We start from the raw sequence: 20,398 nt of genomic DNA, 5'->3' as shown, positions 1-20,398 counted from the left end.
TTTGAGCCCACGGGGTTTGAGCGACGCGCCCCTGGCCACCCGGAGGCCAGGGGAATCCATGACGAATTCATCGAACACAGAGAACACGCCGAACACACCCGAGTCGCCCATGGACATCATGCGTCGGGCACGCGCCCAGCTCGCGGAACTCACCGGCATGACCGCGGAGACCGTGTCGTCCTTCGAACAGACGGAGAACGGCTGGGCGTTGGAGATCGAGGTACTGGAGGTCTCCAGGGTCCCCGACACCATGAGCCTGCTGGCGAACTATCAGGTGGACCTCGACGAGCGCGGCGAACTCACCGGCTACCGGCGGGTCCGCCGCTACGAACGCGGCCGCGCCGACGCGCGAAGGTCCGAAGGCCGATGAACAGGCGCATCAACAGACGGCGCATCAACAGACGGCGCATCAACAGACGAAGCGCATCAACAGACGCATCAACAAACAAGGAGGGGCGGACGGAATGACCGTAGTCCCGGCACAACAGAGCGGTGGTGGAGGCGGCACCAGCGGCCTCTACGACGTACTGGAACTCGTCCTCGACAGGGGGCTGGTCATCGACGCGTTCGTGCGGGTCTCCCTGGTCGGTATCGAGATCCTGAAGATCGATGTCCGGGTCGTCGTGGCCAGCGTCGACACCTACCTCCGGTTCGCCGAGGCGTGCAACCGGCTCGACCTGGAGGCCGGGCCGCACCGGAGCCCCGGACTGCCCGACCTGGTCGGTGAGATCACCGAGTCCGGGGCGCGCGGCAAGTCCAAGGGGGCACTGTCCGGCGCCGCCGACACCATCTCGGACGCCTTCCGGCAGGCCCGCGAGGAGGGGCAGGCCGAACCCAGGCAACGCGCCCGCAAGACCACGTCCGCACGCAGGAAGGAGGAGCAGGAGTGAGCACGAGTCCAGGCACGGAGACGGGGACGGGCAACGACACGAGCGCGGGTACCTACGTCTACGGCATCACCGCCGGTTCGCATTCCGCACTCCCCTCCTTCGCCGAGGAGCTGCGCGGAGTCGGCGACCCGGCGCGTCCCGTGCGCGTCCTGACGGCAGGCGTCCTGGCGGCGATCGTCAGCGACGCACCCGAGAAGCTGCGCCCCAAGCGCAAGGACCTGCTCGCCCACCAGCACGTACTGGAGGAGGCGGGCTCGGCCGGCTGTGTGCTGCCCATGCGGTTCGGCAGCGTCGCGCCGGACGACGACGCGGTCACCGCCGTACTGACCGAGCGCGCCGAGCACTACAAGGAGCGGCTCGAAGCCCTTGAGGGCAAGGTCGAGTACAACGTCAAGGCGAGCCATGACGAAGAGGCCGTCCTGCACCGGGTGCTGGCGGAGAACCCGGAGTTACGGGCATTCACCGAGGCCAACAGGCGTGCGGGCGGCGGCAGTTACGAGGAGCGGGTGCGCCTCGGCGAGATGGTCGTGGGCGCGGTGAAGGCCCGGGAGGCCGAGGACGCCGTCGATGTTCGGCAGGCGCTGGAGCCGTCCGCGGTGGCGGTGAGCGTGGGTGCCGACTCGACCGGCTGGCTGGCCAACGTGTCGTTCCTGGTGGCCCGCGACTCGGCGGAACTGTTCATCACCGCGACCGAGCAGCTGCGCAAGGCCCGTCCGTATCTCGAACTGCGCGTCAACGGACCGCTGCCGCCCTACAGCTTCGTCGAGCCCGGCCCGGCCGAGCCCGCGGGTACCGGGGCGGAGCAGAGGCGCACATGGGACTGATCGGCGAGGTGCTGCTGCTGCCCTTCGCACCGGTGCGCGGCAGCGCCTGGGTGATCGGCCAGGTGCTCCACGAGGCCGAGCGGCTGTACTACGACCCGGCCGCGGTGCGCGCCGAACTCGCCCTGCTGGAAGAGCGGTTGGAAGCGGGCGAGATCGATGAGGAGGAGTTCGACCGCCTTGAGGACGAACTCCTCGACCGGCTGGAAACAGGCCTGCGCACCGGCGCGGGCACCGACTGACGGGATGGTACGACGATGAAGTGGGCGCGACGATGAACCGAGTGGGCCTGGGCCTCGCGGTAGGGGCCGGATACGTACTGGGGCGGACGAAGAAACTGAAACTGGCGTTCGCCGTCGGCACGCTGGTGGCGGGCAAGCGCATGCAGCTGAGCCCGAAGGCGCTCACGGACCTGGTGTCCTCGCAACTGCGTGACAACCCGCAGTTCAAGGAGATCGGGGACCAGCTGCGCGAGGACCTGCGCGGTGTCGGCAAGGCGGCCTCGGGCGCGATGGTCGAGCGGCAGATCGAGGCCCTCGCCGACCGTCTGCACGGCCGCACCTCGGAGGTCCGCGACCAGCTCGCGGGCGTCGTACCGGACCCGACCGCCCTGGGGCGCGACCGGGGCCGCGACGACTACGAGGACGAGTACGAGGACGAAGACGGAGACGCGTACGAGGAGGCGGCCGACGAGGAGCCGCGCGCCGAGAGGAACGAGAGGAGCGGGGGCCCGGCGAAGAAGAAGACGGCGAAGAAGACGGCCGTCAGGACGGCTCCCGCGAAGAAGGCGGCGGCGAAGAAGACGTCGGCGCCGGACCGTTCCTCGGCCCGGAAGACGACAGCCAAGAAGACGGCTGCCGCTCGTGACGCCGGCCGTGGCGCGCGGGCCCGGCTGCCGAAGGAAGGCGGTGGACGATGACCGACACCCTCAGGTCCGTCGGATCCGCGAAGAGCAACCCGGTCACCGATGTCGCCCGGAGCGAGGCGGCCGATCGGCTCAAGGCGGAGGTTCAGGAGTACCTCGCCGCACAGGCCCAGCGGCTGCTGATGGGCGTCGGACACCGGCTCGGTGAGACGACCGTCAAACTCAACGACATCGCGGCCGGCAACAGCCCCGGCTTCGCCAAACTGGCCCTCGACGGCGGCCGCAAACTCGCCGACGGCAAGGGCCCCCTGCGCTCCGCCCTGGAGGTCGGCGCCGGACGCGCCAAGGACAGTGTGGTCGGCGCCTTCAAGAACCTGACCGGCGGCAAGGGCAGGCGGAAGGGCGGGGCGGGCAAGAAGCCGACGGTCATCATCGAGTTCGTCGACGTCGGCGTCCCGCTGCGCACCGCCTACGACCAGTGGACCCAGTACCAGGACTTCAGCACCTTCGCGAAGGGCGTGAAGAGCGCGAACCGCGCCGACGACACGACCTCCGACTGGCAGCTCAAGATCTTCTGGTCCAACCGGAGCTGGAAGGCCCACACCACCGAGCAGGTGCCCGACGACAGGATCTCCTGGACGTCGGAGGGGGCGAAGGGCACGACGAAGGGCGTCGTCTCCTTCCATTCGCTGGCCCCGAACCTCACCCGCGTCCTGCTGGTCGTCGAGTACTACCCCAAGGGCCTGTTCGAGAAGACCGGCAACATCTGGCGCTCCCAGGGCCGCCGCGCCCGGCTCGACCTCAAGAACTTCACCCGCTTCATCACCCTCAAGGGCGAGGCGGACGACGGCTGGCGCGGGGAGATCCGCGACGGCGAGGTGGTCCGCAGCCATGAGGACGCCCTCGCGGAGGAGCGCGAAGGGGAACAACGAGAAGAGGGCGAGTACCCGGACGAGGAAACCGAACCCGAGGGCGAATACGAGAACGAGGACGAGACGGACGAGAAGGCCGGGTACGAGGAAGAGGAGGAGGCCGAAGACGTGTACGAGGACGAAGACGAGGACGCGTACGAACCCGAGCCAGAGTCCGAGGCCCGTGCGGGGAGCCGGCGATGACGTCGCCGGCCAGTCGGATGCCCCAGCCCTACGGGCACGACAACAGCGCCAACCTCGCCGACATCCTGGAACGCGTGCTGGACAAGGGCGTCGTGATCGCGGGCGACATCCGGATCAACCTGCTCGACATCGAACTCCTCACGATCAAACTGCGGCTCATCGTCGCCTCGGTCGACAAGGCGAAGGAGATGGGCATCGACTGGTGGGAGGACGACCCGGCCCTGTCCTCCCGCGCCCACCGCAACGAACTCGCCCGCGAGAACACCGAGTTGCGCGCGAGACTCGCCGAGCTGGAGAGCGGGCCCGCGCCGAAGGAGGCCTCCTGATGGGCGGGCTTCGGTACGTGTACGCCGTCTGCCGTCCCTTCGGCGCGGCGCTTCAGGCCCAGTTGACGGGAGTCGCGGGCGCCCCGCCCAAGCTGCTCGCCCATCACGGCCTCGTCGCCGTCGTCAGTACGGTCCCGGAGGCGGACTTCGCCGAGGAGGCGCTCCGGGACCGGCTGGAGGACCTCGACTGGCTGACCGTGACCGCACGCGCCCACCAGGCCGTGATCGACGCGCTGACCGCCGTCACGACCCCGCTGCCGCTCCGGCTCGCCACCGTGTTCCGGGACGACAGCGGCGTACGCGTGATGATGGAAGAACGCGAGGACGACTTCCGGAGCGCTCTGGACCGCCTGGAAGGGCGGGTGGAGTGGGGTGTGAAGGTGTACCTCGAAAAGGAGACCTCGGAGACCGAAGTGGCCGGAACGGGTTCTCCGGCGGCCTCCACGCCGGCGGACGCGCCCGCGACCACCGGCCGGGACTATCTGCGCCAGCGACGCCGGCGCGCCCGGACGAACGAGGACCGGTGGCGGAACGCCGAGGTGTTCGCCGACCAATTGCACCGCACTCTTTCCGGGCATGCCGAGGATTCCCGGCTGCATCCACCGCAGAACTCCGAGCTTTCCGGCGCGGCCGGGCTGAATGTGCTCAACGCGGCGTATCTCGTACCGCGCGCGGATTCCGAGCAATTCGTGGAACTGGTCGACCGTACGAAGGACGAGGCATCCGGACTGCGGGTCGAACTCACCGGCCCCTGGGCCGTCTACTCGTTCGCCGAGTCCATCTCGGGGACCGCGGGGGAGGACGCGTGACCGTCGTAGAACGCCGCGAGATCGCCCTCGTCGACCTGCTCGACCGGCTGCTCGCCGGCGGGGTCGTCATCACCGGGGACATCACCCTGCGCATCGCGGACGTGGACCTCGTACGGATCGACCTGAACGCGCTGATCAGCTCGGTGAACGAACAAGTGCCCGCTCCCTGGGGGAAGTTGACATGAGTACCCGCAACCGGCTCGACCTCGAACCCGACACCGTCGAACGCGACCTGGTCAAACTCGTCCTGACCGTGGTGGAGCTGCTGCGCCAGCTCATGGAGAGGCAGGCAGTACGCCGATTCGAGACGGGGGAGCTGACCGAGGAGCAGGAGGAGCGCGTCGGGCTCACTCTCATGCTCCTGGAGGACCGGATGGCCGAACTGCGGGAGCGGTACGGGTTGCGGCCCGAGGACCTGAATCTGGACCTCGGGCCGCTGGGACCCCTGCTTCCCAGGGACTGATGCTTCGCGGGGAGTGACCGCCGCTACGAATACCGACTACCTACCAGCGATACCAGCGGCCCCTTGCGCCGCCCGCGCTCGTGCCTCGCACCAGGAATCCCAGTAGCCAGACCACCAGCACGATCACTGCTATCCACCAGAGCATTTCCACCGCGAATCCGGCACCGAACAGAATCAGGGCCAGAAGCAGTACGAGCAGGATGGGAACCATAATGTGAACCTCCTGCACTCCGGGTTTCCCGGAATCCGCGAATCAGACATCCGGCGGAGAAACCAGCCGGAGAAATCAGGCGGAGAAGTCAGGCGGCCTTCCGGCAGAGAATCTCGCCGTGCGGCACGGTGAACCAGGCGTCCTCCTGCCGTCCCCACTCCCGCCAGGCCTCCGACACCGCCCGCAGCTGCGCCCCGGTCGCGTGCCCGCCCTCCGTCGCCCGGTCCGCGTACGCCGACGCGAGCGTCCGGTCCGCCCACAGGCCGCTCCACCAGGCCGGCTCTCCGGCGTCCGCGTATGTCCACGTGCTGGACGTGGCGGTGATGTCCGTGAGACCGGCGCGCAGTGCCCAGGACTTCAGCCGGCGCCCGGCGTCCGGCTCGCCCCCGTTGGCGCGGGCCACCCGCCGGTACAGGTCCAGCCAGTCGTCCAGGCCCGCCGACGCCGGATACCAGGCCATGGCCAAGTAGTCCGCGTCGCGGACGGCGATGTACCCGCCCGGCCTGGTGACCCGGTGCATCTCGCGCAGCGCCTGTACGGGGTCACCCACGTGCTGGAGCACCTGATGGGCGTGGACCACGCAGAACGTGTCGTCCGGGAAGTCCAGCGCGTGGATGTCCGCCACCGCGAACTCGACGTTGCCCAGGCCCCGTTCGGCCGCCGTGGCCCGGGCCTGGTCGAGAATGCCGGGCGCCCGGTCGACGCCGGTGACGTGCCCGTCGGGGACCAGTTCCGCCAGGTCGGCGGTGATCGTGCCCGGGCCGCAGCCGATGTCCATGATCCTCATGTGCGGCTTCAGCGAACCGAGGAGGTACGCCGCCGAGTTGGCGGCGGTGCGCCAGGTGTGCGAGCGGAGCACGGACTCGTGGTGCCCGTGCGTGTAGACGGCGGTCTCCTGCGGCTGCGACTGCGGCTTGGACATGACCGTGCCCCTTCTCGTCCTCCCGCCGCGGAAGCGGCGTGGCGATGTCCCTCACCGTACGCAGTCGTGCCGAATAATGAGACCCGCGTCTTGAAGTGTGGACAGCCGGTGCGGGTGATCGGTCAGGTCCGGTCGAGCGGGCGGTAGACCGTCAGCGCCTCCGGGAGCTTCTCGAGCGTCACCTCGCCCGCCACCTCCGTGACTTCGCCGTCGTAGGCGAGGAGCGTCCCCGGCGCCACGGTGTCCACGTGCAGACGGTGGACCAGGACGCCCGCGTGCGCCGGGGAGCGGGTGAGCGGGCCCGCCAGGGCCGCCGCCAGGAGCCGCAGCGCGGGCCTGCGCCCGCCGTGCACCACCCGGACGTCGAGCCGCCCGTCCGCCAGGTCGAGACGGCGGGCCGGTGCGAGGCCCACGCGGTGGTAGGTGCCGTTGCCCGCGAACAGCAGCCACAACGGGTGTGATCCGCCCCGGAGTTGGGCCTCCAAGGGGTGACGGTCGGCGCGTAGGACACGTGCCGCCGCGAGAACTCCGGCCGGCCAGCCGCCGATCCGCCCCGACCAGCGTTCCCGTTCGCGGACCAGCTCCGGGTAGACGCCGAGGCTGCACGTGTTGAGGAAGACGCCCTGCTGGTCACCGGACCGGAACCGGCCCACGTCCACCCGCACCGCCTCACCCTGCCGCACCGCCCGGCCGACGTCCCGGACGCCCTCGACGCCCAGATCGAGCGCGAAGTGGTTCAGCGTGCCGCCGGGCAGTACCGCGAGTGGCAGACCGTGACGCAGGGCGACCTCGGCGGCCGTGTTCACCGTGCCGTCGCCGCCGCACACGCCGAGCACCCGGCAGTGGGACGCCGCCTTCTCCAGCTCGCCCCGGACGTCTTCCGGCGCGCACTCCACGATCTCCGCCAGCGGCAGCACCTCCTTCAGGGCGCGGGCCCGGTCCGCGCTGCCCGCCGCCGAGTTCGCCACCATCACCAGACCCTCGCCGTCGGCGAGCGCGGGCGCCGAAGCGTGCGGACGGGCCGGGGGCACTGCCTGGTCGCGGGTCGGCACGAGCCCCCGTACGGCGAACGCGGCGCCCGCGCCCAGGGCCGCGCCGGCCAGTACGTCGCTGGGGAAGTGGACCCCGGTGTAGACACGGGACATGGCCACCGAGAAGGCGATCGGCGCCACCACCGCCCCGAGGCCCCGGGACTCCAGGGCCACCCCGGTCGCGAAGGCCGCCGCCGACGCCGCGTGACCGGACGGGAACGAGGTGGTGATCGGCTGCCGCTTCAGCTGCCTGACCATCGGTACGGGGTCCAGCACGGGGCGCGGCCGGCGTACCGAGCGCTTGCCGACCGTGTTGATCGTCGCGGAGGCCACGGCGAGGGAGGCGAGGCCCCGGACGGCGGCCCGGCGGGCCCGGGGGCTCCCGGTGGCCGCGAGGGCGGCCGCTGTCGCGAACCACAGGACGCCGTGGTTCGCGCTGCGGCTCAGCTTCGGCAGGACGGGCTCGGCGCCCGGCCAGTTCAGGGTGGCGGCGGTCTCGAACAGCCGGAGGTCCAGATTCAGCAGGTGCTTGCGCAGGGGGTGACGGCCGGGCTGCGGGACGGTGAGGTCGAAGTCTGCGGTCATGACGCTCTGGGTACCCTGAAGTGGGCCCGTTTGTCTTGTCGAACTCGTCACGGGGCTTGTCGCAAGTGTCGTGGGGCGAGAGGAAATCCGTATGCGTCTGCTGCTCGTCCGGCACGGCCAGACCCCGTCGAACGTCGAGTACCTGCTGGACACCGCGGTTCCGGGGCCCGGGCTGACCGAACTGGGGGAGCGGCAGGCCGCCGCGCTGCCGGAGGCGCTCGCGGGGGAGGACATCGACGCGCTGTACGCCTCCACCCTGACCCGTACGCAGCTGACCGCCGCCCCGCTGGCCGGGGCGCGCGGTCTGGACGTACGCGTGCGGGACGGGATCCGGGAGGTGGCCGCCGGGGACCTGGAGATGATGCCCGGCTACGCGGAGGCCGCGCACACGTACATGACCACGCTGTTCTCGTGGGCGGCCGGTGAGGCGGGGCTGCGCATGCCGGGCGGGGAGAACGGGGTCGAGGTGCTCGGGCGGTTCGATGCGGTGGTCTCGGAGGCGGCGGACAGTGGGGCCGGCACGGTCGTCATGGTCAGTCATGGCGCTGTGATCCGGATGTGGGCGGCGGCCCGGGCGGACAATGTCGACGTGCCGTTTGCCGCGGAGCATCGGCTGGACAACACGGGTGTGGTGATCCTGGAGGGCTCACCGGCAGACGGCTGGAAGGCGGTGTCCTGGGCGGGGGCGGTTGTCGGGGCGGCTGAGGAGAGCGGGCCTGCCGGTGAGCCGCTGGGCTCCGCGGGGTAGGCGGTTTTTGGCTGCGGGCCCGGTGGGGGCTTGTCGCGCAGTTCCCCGCGCCCCTGAAGGGGCGCTCTTGCACACGCTCGTCAATCAGGACCGCATATCCACGCGCGCGTGACCCGTGACCGTCGGCCGTGCGTTATCGGTTTGCTCGGGGTTGGGGTCGGGACGGAGAATGCGGCCTCATGGGACATCTGGAAGCGGCGCATCTTGAGTACTACCTTCCCGACGGGAGGGCGCTGCTCGGCGATGTGTCGTTCCGGGTGGGCGAGGGGGCCGTCGTGGCCCTGGTGGGGCCCAACGGGGCCGGGAAGACGACCTTGCTCCGGCTGATCTCCGGTGAGCTGAAACCGCACGGCGGGACCGTCAACGTGAGCGGTGGGCTCGGCGTGATGCGCCAGTTCGTGGGCTCCGTACGGGACGAGACGACCGTCCGGGATCTGCTCGTGTCGGTCGCCACGCCCCGCATCCGGGAGGCCGCCAAGGCGGTCGACCTGGCCGAGCACGGCATGCTGACCGTCGACGACGAGGCGGCCCAGCTCCAGTACGCGCAGGCGCTCTCCGACTGGGCCGAGGCGCGCGGGTACGAGGCCGAGACCCTGTGGGACATGTGCACCATGGCGGCGCTCGGGGTGCCGTACGAGAAGGCCCAGTGGCGGCTGGTGCGCACCCTGTCCGGCGGTGAGCAGAAGCGGCTCGTGCTGGAGGCGCTGCTGCGCGGCACGGACGAGGTGCTGCTGCTCGACGAGCCCGACAACTACCTCGACGTGCCGGGAAAGCGGTGGCTGGAGGAGCGGCTCAAGGAGACGCGGAAGACCGTTCTCTTCGTCTCCCACGACCGGGAACTGCTGTCCCGGTCCGCGCAGAAGATCGTCTCCGTCGAACCCGGGCCCGCAGGCGCGGACGCGTGGGTGCACGGTGCCGGCTTCGCCACCTATCACGAGGCGCGGCGCGAACGGTTCGCGCGCTTCGAGGAGTTGCGCCGGCGCTGGGACGAGAAGCACGCCCAGTTGAAGAAGCTGGTGCTGAACCTCCGTCAGGCGGCCTCCATCAGCCATGAGTTGGCGTCCCGCTACCAGGCCGCCCAGACCAGGCTGCGCAAGTTCGAGGAGGCCGGGCCGCCGCCCGAGCCGCCGCGCGAGCAGGACATCACCATGCGGCTCAAGGGCGGCCGGACCGGCGTAAGGTCCGTCACCTGCAAGGGACTTGAGCTCACGGGTCTGATGAAACCCTTCGACCTGGAGGTCTTCTACGGCGAGCGCGTCGCCGTCCTCGGCTCCAACGGCTCCGGCAAGTCGCACTTCCTGCGGCTGCTCGCGGGCGACACCGTCACGCACACGGGGGAGTGGAAACTGGGCGCGCGGGTCGTGCCCGGGCACTTCGCGCAGACGCACGCCCATCCCGAACTGCTCGGCCGTACGCTCCTGGATATCCTGTGGACCGAGCACGCGCAGGACCGGGGCGCGGCCTCCTCCCGGCTGCGCCGCTACGAGCTGACCGCCCAGGCCGAACAGCGCTTCGACCGGCTCTCCGGGGGTCAGCAGGCCCGCTTCCAGATCCTGCTCCTGGAGCTGGAGGGCGTCACCGCGCTGCTGCTGGACGAGCCGACGGACAACCTCGACCTGGAGTCCGCCGAGGCCCTCCAGGAGGGGCTGGAGGCGTTCGAGGGCACGGTGCTCGCTGTCACGCACGACCGCTGGTTCGCTCGTTCGTTCGACCGGTATCTGGTCTTCGGCAGCGACGGGCGGGTCCGCGAGACCCCCGAGCCGGTGTGGGACGAGCGGCGGGTGGAGCGCGCCCGGTAAGGGCCTCGCCCGTGGGGCCGCGGGGCCGCGATGTTCGTACAGTGGACAGTAGAGGGAGGAGCGAGGTCCACGGCTCTCTCCCGACGCCTGAGTAACGCCCGCCTGGCGGGTACCCGGACCGCACCGAAGGCCACGACGAGCGAGGTGCCACCATGATCGGAGTCGACCCGGGCCGGCTGGACGACCAGCAGCTGATGAAGGAGCTGGAGACGATCCACCGCACCCGCCACGACACGCTGCTGCACGCGTCGAACGACGCGTTGCGCGCCCACAACGACCGCATGGCCCAGCTGGAGGGCGAGTACCTGCGCCGCCATCCGCGCCGCCCCGTCGTCGCCGGCCGCACCCGCGAGGGCGCCCGGGACCGGGGCTGCGCCGAGGCGTGAGCGGTGCCGTTGCCGGGGGTCATCGGGTCCCCGGCAACGGCACCGGCCGTGCAGCGGTGACGCTCAGCGGTGCACCGGCGGCCGGCCCCAGTGCCGGTGGGCCGCGACCGCCGCGACGAAGACGTCCCGGAACTCCTCGCTCGCCGGGCCGGGCGCGGTGTCCGTGACCACGCCCCGGTCGGCCACGACCCGGTGGAACTCGGCCGACATCCGCAGCCCCTCGGGTTCCAGCGCCGCCAGGACGCCCACGCCGGAACCCAGCGCGCCGACCGGCTTCCCGTGCCGGTACGCGTCCCGCAGGAAACGCATCGCGTCGGGATCGGCCGCCGGGGGCGGAGTGCCCGTGGGGCCGCCGGGCAGCAGCACCGCGTCGTACAGCACGGACGCGACCGTGGGCAGCGCGCGGTCCACCGTGTACCAGTCGTCGTCCCGGCCCCGTACCGTCCCCTCCTCGGCCGCGATCGCCTCGACGACCGCGCCCTCGGCGGCCAGCGCCTCCCGTACGGAGGCGATCTGCTCGGCGTCCACCCCGTCGGCGACGAGCACCGCGATCCGCCGGGTGCGGATCGAGCCGTCACCGCGCAGCGCCTCCAGACTCAGCGCGGGGGAGACCGTCTTGCCCGCCCCTGCTCCGGCGGCCCGCGGCGGTTCCGGCACGCCGATCCCGCGGGCCACCTCCGCCGCCAACTCCGGGTCGATCCCGGCCAGTTGCTCGACGGTGCGGGAGCGGACCGTCAGGGCGCCGACCTTGCCCAGCTCGAAGCGGAAGGCCGCCACGATGTGCTGCTTCTCCCAGGGCGCCATGCTGTGCCAGAACATCGCCGGCTGGCTGTGGTGGTCCTGGAAACTGGGGCTGCGCCGTCGGATCTTCGGGCCGTCGATCCGCTCGGTGTAGTGCGTGAACGCATGGCCGTCTACGCCCGCGTGGGCCGGGCAGCCGCCGCCCAGGGAATTGGGGAAGTAGTTCGTGCCGCCGTGGATCGCGCTCTGGTGGTAGCCGTCCCGCTGGTTGGTGCGCACCGGGGCGATCGGCCGGTTCACCGGCAGCTGGGCGAAGTTGGGACCGCCCAGCCGGATCAACTGCGTGTCCAGATAGGAGAAGTTGCGGGCCTGGAGCAGCGGATCGTTGGTGAAGTCGATACCCGGGACGACGTTGGCGGTGTGGAAGGCAACCTGTTCGGTCTCCGCGAAGAAATTCTCCGGGTTGCGGTTCAGGACCATCCGGCCGACGGGCCGTACGGGCACCTGCTCCTCCGGGATGAGCTTCGTCGCGTCGAGCAGATCGAAGTCGAACGCGAACTCGTCCTCCTCGGGCACGAGTTGGACGCCCAGCTCCCACTCCGGGTACTCGCCGGCCTCGATCGCGTCCCACAGGTCGCGCCGGTTGAAGTCCGGGTCGCGGCCCTGGCACTCCTGCGCCTCGTCCCATACCAGGGAGTGCGCGCCCAGTTTGGGCTTCCAGTGGAACTTCACGAACGTGCCGTGCCCGTCGGCGGCCACGAAACGGAACGTGTGCACGCCGAAACCCTGCATCATGCGGTAGCTGCGCGGGATGGCCCGGTCCGACATCAGCCACATGATCGCGTGCAGGGTCTCCGGCTGGAGCGACACGAAGTCCCACAGCGTGTCGTGCGCCGACGCGCCGGTCGGGATGTCGTTGTGCGGTTCCGGTTTCACCGCGTGCACGAAATCGGGGAACTTGATCCCGTCCTGGATGAAGAAGACGGGGAAGTTGTTGCCGACGAGGTCGTAATTCCCCTCCGTCGTATAGAACTTGGTCGCGAAGCCGCGTACGTCCCGTACGGTGTCCGCCGATCCGCGGGGCCCCTGCACGGTCGAGAACCGCACGAACACGGGTGTCCGCACGGACGGGTCCTGGAGGAAGGCGGCACGGGTGAACTCCGCGCACGACTCGTACGGTTCGAAGTAGCCGTAGGCGCCCGCGCCCCGTGCGTGCACCACCCGTTCGGGGATGCGCTCGTGGTCGAAGTGGGTGAGCTTCTCACGGAAGTGGAAGTCCTCCATCAGCGTCGGCCCGCGCTCGCCCACGGTGAGTGAGTCGTCCGTGTGGTCGACGGCCACGCCCTGGTCGGTGGTGAGCGGGCCGCCCGCCGGATCGTCGGCGTGGAACGTCTCGCGCTGTTCCTGTTTGCGGTCCGGCGCGCTCGGGTGCTTCTTCCGGCCGAAAACCATCAGACGGCTCCTTCGTCGAGTGTGTCGAATTCGGAGACGAGTGCCTCGCAGAACGCCTTCAGATCGTCCGGTTTGCGGCTGGTGATCAGGGTGTTGGGCCCGTGGCTGCAGATCCGCACCTGCTCGTCCACCCACTCGCCACCCGCGTTGCGGATGTCGGTGCGCAGACTCGGCCACGAGGTCAGCACCCGGCCGCGGACGACGTCCGCCTCGACGAGCGTCCACGGGGCATGACAGATCGCGGCGACCGGACGGCCTCGGTCGAAGAAGTCCCGGACGAAGGCGACGGCGCGCTCGTCCGTGCGCAGGAAGTCCGGATTGGCCACTCCGCCGGGGAGTACGAGCCCGTCGAAGGACTCGGCCGGCACCTCGCCGACCACTTCCTCCACGGGGAACGTGTCGGCCTTGTCGAGATGGTCGAACGCCTGCACCAGGCCCGGCTTCGTCGACACGAGGACGGGTTCGCCGCCCGCGCCGGCCACCGCCTGCCAGGGATCGGTGAGTTCGATCTGCTCGACGCCCTCGGGCGCGGTCAGAAACGCGATACGCATGAGTTCCTCGGTGTCCTTTCTCGGTTCGACGGGCGGTCGCGGTTCACGTGGGAGCGGGGCCCGAGGTTCCCGGCCTGCCCCGGTCGTTGTCCGGGTCGGCGCGGCTGATGTCGGCGAGTGCGGAATCCGGGTCCCGCGACACCGCCAGGTCCCCGAGGCTCACGATGCCGACCGGCGCCCCGTGCTCGACGACCGGCAGCCGGCGTACCGCGTACTCGCGCATCAGAGTGACGGCGGTGGACACCGCGTCGTCGGGTCCGATCACCACCGGGTCGGGCGTGCACACCGCCCGCGCGCTCACGGTGAGCGGGTCGGCGCCCTCCGCCACGGCGCGCAGCATGATGTCGCGGTCGGTGAGGACCCCGACCAGCAGCCCTTCGTCCGCCACGAGGACGTCGCCGACATCCTGCGCCCGCATCAGCTGCGCCGCCTCGACGAGCGAGGCGCTCGGCCGCACGGCGACGACATCGGGAGTCATGACTTCCCTGACGATCTCGGCCATGGGTTCTTGCTCCTTTCTGCTGGTCCCTACGGGTTCAGGTGCCCTCCTCGCTCGCCGCGCACGACCGCTTCGGCGAGCTCCTGCGCCGTGGCGTAGCGCGCGTCGTGCGGCAGCCGTTCCAACGGCTCGGTGAGCCCGTCCGGGGCGTGCCTGGCCCGCAGGACGCCGAGCAGTTCGCGCGGTCCGGCGGGGAAGGAGGTACGGCCCAGGATCCGGGCCAGTTCGTAACGCACCGTCTCCACCGGGGCCGGGGAGCGGTCGGGCGCCACCGGGCCGCCCGCGATCTCGGGGTCGTCCTCGGCGGCCGGCTCCGGGTCGTGCCACTCCTCGGTGCGGGTGGGGTGGCCGGACCTGAGCAGGCCCTGGAGTTCGTGCTTCATCTCGTCGTCGCGATGGACGCTGACGCGGTCATTTCCTCGCTGCATGAGTCCCTCCAGACTTCGGGGGTGCCCGCCGCGTACCCGAAGATCCGCCGCCGACACACCTCAGCGGTGCTTCTTCTCCCGGCTCTGGTGCTGGCCCTTCTCCCGGCCGGGCAGGAACTCCTGCATCTTCGCCTTGAGGCCCTGTCGGACCATCGCACCGCGGTCGGCGTCGCCCTTGAGGACGGCCGAGGCCGTCGCCTCCAGCTGCTGCCAGGTGGCGTGCGGGGGCACCGGCGGGACGGCGGGGTCGGTGAGGAACTCGATCACTGCCGGGCCGTCGGCCTCCAGACCCGCCCGCCAGCCCGCTTCGACGTCCTGTGGCCTCTCGACCCGTACCCCGGTCAGGCCGAGGGAGCGGGCGAAGGCCGCGTACTGGACGTCGGGCAGCTCCTGGGAGGGAAGGAAGGAGGGGGCGCCCTCCAGCGCGCGCATCTCCCACGTGACCTGGTTGAGGTCGCGGTTGTTCCAGACGCCCACCACCAGGCGCGGGTCCTCCCAGCGGTTGCGGTACTTCGCCGCGGTGATCAGCTCGGCGAGCCCGTTCATCTGCATCGCCCCGTCCCCGACCAGCGCGATCGCCGGCCGGTTCGGGTGGGCGAACTTGGCCCCGATCGCGTACGGGACCCCGCAGCCCATCGTCGCCAGGGTTCCGGAGAGCGAGGAGCGCATCCCGGCCCGCATCGTCAGGTGCCGTGCGTACCAGTTCGCCGCCGAACCGGAGTCGGAGGTGACGATCGCGTTGTCCGGCAGGAGCGGGTCCAGGGCCCGCGCCACGTACTCGGGGTTGATCGGGTCGGCGGACAGCGCGGCCCGCCGCTCCAGCACGTCCCGCCAGCGGACCACGTTCGCGCACACCGTGTCGTACCACTCCCGGCCCCGCTCCTCGGGCCTGACCAGCAGCGGGATCAGCCGCTCCAGCGTCGCCCTGGCATCGCCGACCAGGTTCACCTCGTACGGATAGCGCATCCCCACCATGTGCGGGTCGATGTCGATCTGAACGGCCCGGGCCTGCCCGTAGTCCGGGAGGAACTGGGAGTACGGGAACGAGGAGCCGATCGTCAGCAGGGTGTCGCAGTCGCGCATCAGCTCGTACGAGGGACGCGTGCCGAGCAGCCCGATCGCGCCGGTGACGTACGGGAGTTCGTCGCTCAGCGCGTCCTTGCCGAGCAGCGCCTTGGCGACGCCCGCGCCGAGGAGTTCGGCGATCCGCTCGACCTCCCACTGCGCGCCGGCCGCGCCCTGGCCGATCAGAATCGCGGGCTTGTCACCGGAGTTGAGGATCTCGGCGGCCCGGTGCAGTGACTTGTCGGACGGGACGGCGGTCCACGCGCTGCGGTCCAGGCTGGACGGCACCATCCTGAACTCGTGGGTGGGAGCGGCGTAGTCCAGCTCCTGGACGTCGCCGGGGATGATGACCGCGGTGGGCGCGCGGCGCGCGTACGCGGTGCGGATCGCCCGGTCCAGGACGTTCGGCAGCTGCTCGGGCACGGTGACCGTCTCCACGAAGTCCGAGGCGACGTCCTTGAACAGGGTGTGCAGGTCGACCTCCTGCTGGTACGACCCGCCCATCGCCGTGCGGTGTGTCTGGCCGACGATCGCCAGCACCGGCACGTGGTCGAGTTTGGCGTCGTACAGGCCGTTGAGGAGATGGATCGCGCCGGGCCCGGAGGTGGCCGCGCACACTCCGAGACGACCGCCGAACTTGGCGTAACCGACCGCTTCGAACGCGGACATCTCCTCGTGCCGGGACTGCACGAACCGGGGCCGGTCCTCCGCGCGGCCCCAGGCGGCGAGCAGACCGTTGATGCCGTCGCCCGGATAGCCGAAGACCTGCTCCACACCCCATTCGCGCAGACGTTGCAGGACATGGTCGGCGACCTTGGTGCTCATGGGAACTCCTGGTGGAAAAGGGACACGCAGGTGGTACTGGCCGAGTCACCAGGGCCTACTCCGGGAAACCTGTTTGGCGGGCATACGGCGGGGCAGCCGCAGGAACAGTGCTTCGGACAGGAGGCACGTCCGTGGGAGCGGCCGACCGTCGTCACGGGTGTGTCCCGATCCGGTTCGAGGCCGCGCTCCCATGGTGACCGTCCATCCCAGAGCACCTCCAAGGGAGTTGCGACGCATCATGCGAACTCGAGCGAGCACGAAGCGCCATCCTCACGACGACGCCCCCGACACCGCGGAGGCATTCCGCAGGCTCGCCACGCTCCCCCCGGGCCAGCAGCGCGACACACTCCGCGAGAAGATCGTGGAGGAGTGGCTGCCCATGGCCGACCGGCTCGCGGGCCGCTTCCGCAGCCGCGGCGAGAGCCTGGATGACCTGCGCCAGGTCGCGGCCCTGGGCCTGGTCAAGGCCGTCGACCGCTACGACCCCGCGCTGGGGAACGCCTTCGAGAGCTACGCCGTCCCGACCGTCACCGGCGAGATCAAGCGCCACTTCCGCGACCACATGTGGACCCTGCACGTACCGCGCCGGGTGCAGGACCTGCGCAACCGCGTGCGTTTCGCCAACCAGGACCTGTCCCAGACCATCTCGGGCCGCAGGCCCACCGTCGCCGAGATCGCCGAGCACGCCAACATGAGCGAGGAGGACGTCAAGGTCGGCCTGGAGGCGCTGGAGAGCTTCACCGCGCTCTCCCTCGACGCCGAACTGCCCGGCAGCGAGGACGGCTACTCCCTCAGCGACGCCCTCGGCGCACCCGACCCGGCCCTCGACACCGTCGTCGACCGCGAGGCCGTCAAGCCACGGCTGCAGGCACTGCCCGAGCGGGAACGCGACATCCTCTACATGAGGTTCTTCGGGGACATGACCCAGAGCCGCATCGCCGAGCAGCTCGGCATCTCCCAGATGCACGTCTCCCGCCTGATCAGCCGCTGCTGCGACCGCCTGCGGGACCAGATCATGAGGGACGCGGCCTAGGACAGGCCTAGGACAGGTCCTGGGTCCATGGCCAGCGCGATGTGACGGGACATCATGTCCATCGTCTGCGCCTCCGCCATCGAGAACGCCGGCCGGGCCCCGCTCCGGAACAGGGTGAGTACACCGTGGACGACGCCGTCGCGGGCCAGTGGCACGCACAGCAGCGATGTCACGTTCGCCCGGACCAGGACCGGGGCCCCGGTGGCGTCGTGACCGAAGGCGTCCGGATCGTCGGGACGGACACGCGGCGCGGGGGAGCCACCCCGCGCCGCCTCGACGACCAGCGGGCAGTCGGCCGGATCCTGGGCCGCGACGGCGGCCGTCTCCGCCCCGGACGGTCCCAGCACCGTGGTACGGGCCGGACGGGCGCCGCCCGTGTCGGCGATCACCCAGTCCGCGAACCGTCCGTGCAGCACCCCGGCCGCCCGCTCCAGCACCGTGTGCCGGTCGTGCGACGGAGTGGTCAGCAGGGTCGAGGTCATGGTGTCCAGGAGGTCCAGCAGGGCCGCGTGCCGGGTCGCCTCGGAGAGGTCGGGCAGGACGCCCGCCGGGTTCTCCGCGTGTCCTGCCTGTCCCGTCTGCTCCGCCTGATGCGGCGGCAGCCGCAGGTCCGCGGGCTGGAGCAGCACCACGACCGTGGCGCGGGGCTCACCGTTCGGTCTGAGGGCGGTGAGGGTGGCGTGCACCGGTAAGGACGGGCGCTGCTGGAGGCGGACGGTGAGGCTGCGGTCGCCGTCGCCGCGGGCCACCGCCGCGACCTGGGAGCGGAACGCGGCCCGGTCGGCGTGCACGAGGAAACCCGTCAGCGGACGGCCCGTCGCATAGCCCGCGCGGGCACCGGTGAAGGCGGTCGCCGCCGAGTTCAGCCGGCGCACCACCGTCTCGCGGTCCGTCAACGCCACTGGAAGCGGGAGCTGTTGGAAGATCATCCGCAGCAACTGCTGGTCCTGACGCTCCCGTTGGCCGCCGGCGGCGGACGGCACGGTCGAGGACAGCCGCTCGTACCAGGGCCACAACTGGTCGGCCACATGGTCGAGTTCGAAGATCGCCGCGTCGAGAACCGTCGGCAGGTCATCGCTGGGTACCGACCGCGCCGCCTTCAACTCGGCGACGCGGCGCACGAAATCCACGAGTTCTTCACCGAATTCCTCCGCCTGCACCATGCGACGAACCTAGCCCGTTTTCCTGTCGGGCGAGCGGGCAGACGCGGGGATGAGGAGGTGGGCACGATGCCGGACAACGACCAACTAGGCTACTGGACAAGGGAGTCGACCGAATCGACCGTACCCGGACGCAGACTGTCGGAGCTCGTCGAGCAGGCCGTCCGCTGCACCGCCGACTGCTGCGGGGCCAGCAGCATGGTGGTGGAGACGGGCACCGCGGCAGAGCCGGAAGCGGGGCCGGAACGATCGGCCGCCGTCACCCATCCCGACATCGCCGGACTCGTCGCCGTACAGCTCCGCGCCGGCGACGGGCCCATCCCGGCCGCCCTCGAACGCGGGGCACCCGTCGACTCGGCGGACCTGCTGAGCGAGCGGCGCTGGCCCGCGTACCGTGCCGTGGCGCTCGACTCGGGGGTCCGCTCCAGCGTCACGCTGCCCTTCCGGCGCTCCGGACTGACGGTGACGCTCAGCCTCTACAGCTTCCGGCCCGGCACCCTGGAGGACGCCCCGCACGGGCCCGTACGGGCGCTCGGCGACCTCGCGGCGACCTGTCTGGTCCGGGACCGCTCCTACCGCGCCGCGCTCACCGAGCTGGAGCAGCTCGGCACCGCCCTGCGCACCCGGCCCGTCGTCGACCAGGCGTGCGGCATCGTCATGCACGTCCTGGGCTGCGACGCCGACGACGCCTTCGCCGTGCTGCGCCGTATCTCCCAGGGCACCAACCGCAAGCTGGCCGAGGTCGCCGCGCGCATCGTCGCCCGGCGCGGACGCGGTCTGGAACGGGAACTGGTCTCCCTGTCGAACTGATCCCCGGGGTGCCGTCACCCGCTCGGGTGTGCCGATCCCGCGAATGGTGTCCGGCCGCGCGCGCCCCGCCGCCGGGCGGGCTGTCATGGGGTGCGGGGCATCCACCCGACGTGCCCCGCAGCCGCCGCTCGAAGGAGCCCAGCCCATGCGCCGCACCGCCCGTGTCCTGTCCGTCGCCGCCCTGGCCGGTGTCGCCCTGGGCATCGCCGCCCCGGCCGTGTCCGCGGACGCCGCCGCGGAGGTCGGCCCACGCACCGTCGGCCCCGGCGGCACCGTCACCGTCTCCGTGACCTGCGACGTGACCGGCGGGACCCCGCCCGCGTCCATCGACGCCCACTCGCTCGCCTTCGAACAGGGCACCGTCCAGCTCCAGCAGGTCCCCGGCAACGACGACCAGGTGGCCGGCCCCGCCTACAACGGCACCGCCACGATCGCGCCCGCCGGGAGCTTCGAGGGCGACCCGAACGCGAGCGGCCCCGCCTCCGAATGGTCCGCCGACGGTACGTGTCCCGGGCAGGCCGGGGGCCAGGGCAAGGCGTGGAAGGCGACGTTCACCGTGACACGCGACGGCACGGGCACGGGCACGGGCACGGGAACCGGCACCGACACGTGCGCCCCCGACTCCCACAGCGGCGCCTCCTGCCCCACGCACAACCCCACCCCCGCCCCGGTGCAGCGCGGGGTGCACGCCGGTCAGGGCGGTGCCTTCACCGACTCGGTGCCCGCGCTGGTCGCCGGGGGAGTACTGATCGCGGGCGCAGCGGGGGCCGCCGTACACCGGATGCGGCGCAGCCGGACGCGGGCGCGCGGCTGACCTGGCGGCAGGAAACCTCCGGCGGCGGTTTCCGCGGCGGAAGCAACCC

25 protein-coding genes are annotated in these 20,398 nt (G+C 71.1%); 16 read left to right on the top strand and 9 right to left on the bottom strand.

The window, feature by feature from the left end:
- Positions 1-58 precede the first annotated feature (58 nt).
- The 10 genes from ACH4TV_RS34345 (at position 59) to ACH4TV_RS34300 (ending at position 5,289) form a co-directional block, all read left to right on the top strand.
- Positions 59-370, top strand: coding sequence for a gas vesicle protein (locus ACH4TV_RS34345; protein ID WP_398405095.1), 312 nt, complete (start codon positions 59-61; stop codon positions 368-370).
- Positions 371-464: 94 nt separating this feature from the next.
- The gene (locus tag ACH4TV_RS34340; protein ID WP_398405093.1) at positions 465-890 is read left to right on the top strand and encodes a gas vesicle structural protein GvpA; all 426 of its coding nucleotides are present in this window, start codon (positions 465-467) and stop codon (positions 888-890) included.
- Positions 887-1,714, top strand: coding sequence for a GvpL/GvpF family gas vesicle protein (locus ACH4TV_RS34335; RefSeq protein ID WP_398405091.1), 828 nt, complete (start codon positions 887-889; stop codon positions 1,712-1,714). The genes ACH4TV_RS34340 and ACH4TV_RS34335 overlap by 4 nt, the downstream gene beginning before the upstream one ends.
- The gene (locus tag ACH4TV_RS34330) at positions 1,705-1,953 is read left to right on the top strand and encodes a gas vesicle protein GvpG (RefSeq protein ID WP_398405089.1); all 249 of its coding nucleotides are present in this window, start codon (positions 1,705-1,707) and stop codon (positions 1,951-1,953) included. The genes ACH4TV_RS34335 and ACH4TV_RS34330 overlap by 10 nt, the downstream gene beginning before the upstream one ends.
- Before the next feature lie 32 nt (positions 1,954-1,985).
- On the top strand, positions 1,986-2,630 hold the full coding sequence (locus ACH4TV_RS34325) for a DNA primase (protein ID WP_398405088.1): 645 nt from the start codon (positions 1,986-1,988) through the stop codon (positions 2,628-2,630).
- Positions 2,627-3,691, top strand: a complete 1,065-nt coding sequence (locus tag ACH4TV_RS34320) for an SRPBCC family protein (protein WP_398405086.1) — start codon at positions 2,627-2,629, stop codon at positions 3,689-3,691. The genes ACH4TV_RS34325 and ACH4TV_RS34320 overlap by 4 nt, the downstream gene beginning before the upstream one ends.
- On the top strand, positions 3,688-4,017 hold the full coding sequence (locus tag ACH4TV_RS34315) for a gas vesicle protein (protein WP_398405084.1): 330 nt from the start codon (positions 3,688-3,690) through the stop codon (positions 4,015-4,017). The genes ACH4TV_RS34320 and ACH4TV_RS34315 overlap by 4 nt, the downstream gene beginning before the upstream one ends.
- Positions 4,017-4,826 carry a GvpL/GvpF family gas vesicle protein gene (locus tag ACH4TV_RS34310; protein WP_398405082.1) on the top strand — a complete coding sequence of 270 codons (810 nt, stop codon included), beginning with the start codon at positions 4,017-4,019 and terminating at the stop codon, positions 4,824-4,826. The genes ACH4TV_RS34315 and ACH4TV_RS34310 overlap by 1 nt, the downstream gene beginning before the upstream one ends.
- Entirely contained in the window at positions 4,823-5,011 is a 189-nt protein-coding gene (locus ACH4TV_RS34305; protein ID WP_398405080.1) for a gas vesicle protein, read from the top strand. Before ACH4TV_RS34310 ends, ACH4TV_RS34305 begins: the two co-directional genes overlap by 4 nt.
- Entirely contained in the window at positions 5,008-5,289 is a 282-nt protein-coding gene (locus ACH4TV_RS34300; RefSeq protein WP_398405078.1) for a gas vesicle protein K, read from the top strand. Before ACH4TV_RS34305 ends, ACH4TV_RS34300 begins: the two co-directional genes overlap by 4 nt.
- Before the next feature lie 40 nt (positions 5,290-5,329).
- On the opposite strand, the gene ACH4TV_RS34295 is transcribed toward ACH4TV_RS34300, so the two are convergent.
- The 3 genes from ACH4TV_RS34295 to ACH4TV_RS34285 all read right to left on the bottom strand — a co-directional run bounded on the left by ACH4TV_RS34295 (position 5,330) and on the right by ACH4TV_RS34285 (position 8,038).
- Positions 5,330-5,500, bottom strand: coding sequence for a DUF5670 family protein (locus tag ACH4TV_RS34295; RefSeq protein ID WP_398405076.1), 171 nt, complete (start codon positions 5,498-5,500; stop codon positions 5,330-5,332).
- A gap of 88 nt (positions 5,501-5,588) precedes the next feature.
- The gene (locus tag ACH4TV_RS34290; protein WP_398405074.1) at positions 5,589-6,422 is read right to left on the bottom strand and encodes a class I SAM-dependent methyltransferase; all 834 of its coding nucleotides are present in this window, start codon (positions 6,420-6,422) and stop codon (positions 5,589-5,591) included.
- Between the two features lie 122 nt (positions 6,423-6,544).
- Positions 6,545-8,038: a bifunctional phosphatase PAP2/diacylglycerol kinase family protein gene (locus ACH4TV_RS34285; RefSeq protein ID WP_398405072.1), complete on the bottom strand. Its 1,494-nt coding sequence runs from the start codon at positions 8,036-8,038 to the stop codon at positions 6,545-6,547.
- 91 nt (positions 8,039-8,129) lie between these two features.
- Here ACH4TV_RS34285 and ACH4TV_RS34280 point away from each other — a divergent pair, with 91 nt between their 5' ends.
- From ACH4TV_RS34280 to ACH4TV_RS34270, 3 genes are all read left to right on the top strand, one after another.
- Complete coding sequence (locus ACH4TV_RS34280) at positions 8,130-8,786, top strand: histidine phosphatase family protein (protein WP_398405070.1); 657 nt, start codon at positions 8,130-8,132, stop codon at positions 8,784-8,786.
- Between the two features lie 179 nt (positions 8,787-8,965).
- Positions 8,966-10,585, top strand: a complete 1,620-nt coding sequence (locus ACH4TV_RS34275) for an ABC-F family ATP-binding cassette domain-containing protein (RefSeq protein ID WP_398405068.1) — start codon at positions 8,966-8,968, stop codon at positions 10,583-10,585.
- A 152-nt stretch (positions 10,586-10,737) separates the two neighbouring features.
- A complete protein-coding gene (locus ACH4TV_RS34270; RefSeq protein WP_398405066.1) occupies positions 10,738-10,971 on the top strand; it encodes a DUF6158 family protein in 234 nt (77 codons plus the stop codon).
- A 63-nt stretch (positions 10,972-11,034) separates the two neighbouring features.
- Here ACH4TV_RS34270 and ACH4TV_RS34265 read toward each other — a convergent pair whose 3' ends face one another.
- Genes ACH4TV_RS34265 through ACH4TV_RS34245 form a run of 5 tightly spaced genes read right to left on the bottom strand, consistent with a single transcriptional unit; the run spans position 11,035 to position 16,532 of the window.
- Complete coding sequence (locus ACH4TV_RS34265) at positions 11,035-13,164, bottom strand: catalase (RefSeq protein ID WP_398405064.1); 2,130 nt, start codon at positions 13,162-13,164, stop codon at positions 11,035-11,037.
- Positions 13,164-13,715 carry a type 1 glutamine amidotransferase domain-containing protein gene (locus ACH4TV_RS34260; RefSeq protein ID WP_398405062.1) on the bottom strand — a complete coding sequence of 184 codons (552 nt, stop codon included), beginning with the start codon at positions 13,713-13,715 and terminating at the stop codon, positions 13,164-13,166. The genes ACH4TV_RS34265 and ACH4TV_RS34260 overlap by 1 nt, the downstream gene beginning before the upstream one ends.
- 43 nt (positions 13,716-13,758) lie before the next feature.
- Positions 13,759-14,217, bottom strand: a complete 459-nt coding sequence (locus ACH4TV_RS34255) for a CBS domain-containing protein (RefSeq protein WP_398405060.1) — start codon at positions 14,215-14,217, stop codon at positions 13,759-13,761.
- Positions 14,218-14,243: 26 nt separating this feature from the next.
- On the bottom strand, positions 14,244-14,642 hold the full coding sequence (locus ACH4TV_RS34250) for a DUF2795 domain-containing protein (RefSeq protein WP_398405058.1): 399 nt from the start codon (positions 14,640-14,642) through the stop codon (positions 14,244-14,246).
- Between the two features lie 60 nt (positions 14,643-14,702).
- A complete protein-coding gene (locus ACH4TV_RS34245; RefSeq protein ID WP_398405056.1) occupies positions 14,703-16,532 on the bottom strand; it encodes a thiamine pyrophosphate-requiring protein in 1,830 nt (609 codons plus the stop codon).
- A 238-nt stretch (positions 16,533-16,770) separates the two neighbouring features.
- Between ACH4TV_RS34245 and ACH4TV_RS34240 the strand changes: the two genes are divergently transcribed.
- Positions 16,771-17,565: an RNA polymerase sigma factor SigF gene (locus ACH4TV_RS34240; RefSeq protein WP_398405054.1), complete on the top strand. Its 795-nt coding sequence runs from the start codon at positions 16,771-16,773 to the stop codon at positions 17,563-17,565.
- On the opposite strand, the gene ACH4TV_RS34235 is transcribed toward ACH4TV_RS34240, so the two are convergent.
- Positions 17,562-18,728, bottom strand: coding sequence for a GAF domain-containing protein (locus ACH4TV_RS34235; RefSeq protein ID WP_398405052.1), 1,167 nt, complete (start codon positions 18,726-18,728; stop codon positions 17,562-17,564). The genes ACH4TV_RS34240 and ACH4TV_RS34235 overlap by 4 nt on opposite strands.
- A gap of 66 nt (positions 18,729-18,794) precedes the next feature.
- Between ACH4TV_RS34235 and ACH4TV_RS34230 the strand changes: the two genes are divergently transcribed.
- Together ACH4TV_RS34230 and ACH4TV_RS34225 are read left to right on the top strand one after the other, a co-directional pair.
- Positions 18,795-19,535, top strand: a complete 741-nt coding sequence (locus ACH4TV_RS34230) for an ANTAR domain-containing response regulator (RefSeq protein WP_398405050.1) — start codon at positions 18,795-18,797, stop codon at positions 19,533-19,535.
- Between the two features lie 145 nt (positions 19,536-19,680).
- Positions 19,681-20,349: a hypothetical protein gene (locus ACH4TV_RS34225; protein ID WP_398405048.1), complete on the top strand. Its 669-nt coding sequence runs from the start codon at positions 19,681-19,683 to the stop codon at positions 20,347-20,349.
- Positions 20,350-20,398: the final 49 nt, after the last annotated feature.

Origin of the sequence: Streptomyces sp. NPDC020898, from assembly GCF_044333925.1 — a bacterium.
Taxonomy (GTDB): Bacteria; Actinomycetota; Actinomycetes; order Streptomycetales; family Streptomycetaceae; genus Streptomyces.
Note: the sequence above shows the minus strand (reverse complement) of the source record. Positions and strands in the feature narration are given on the sequence as shown.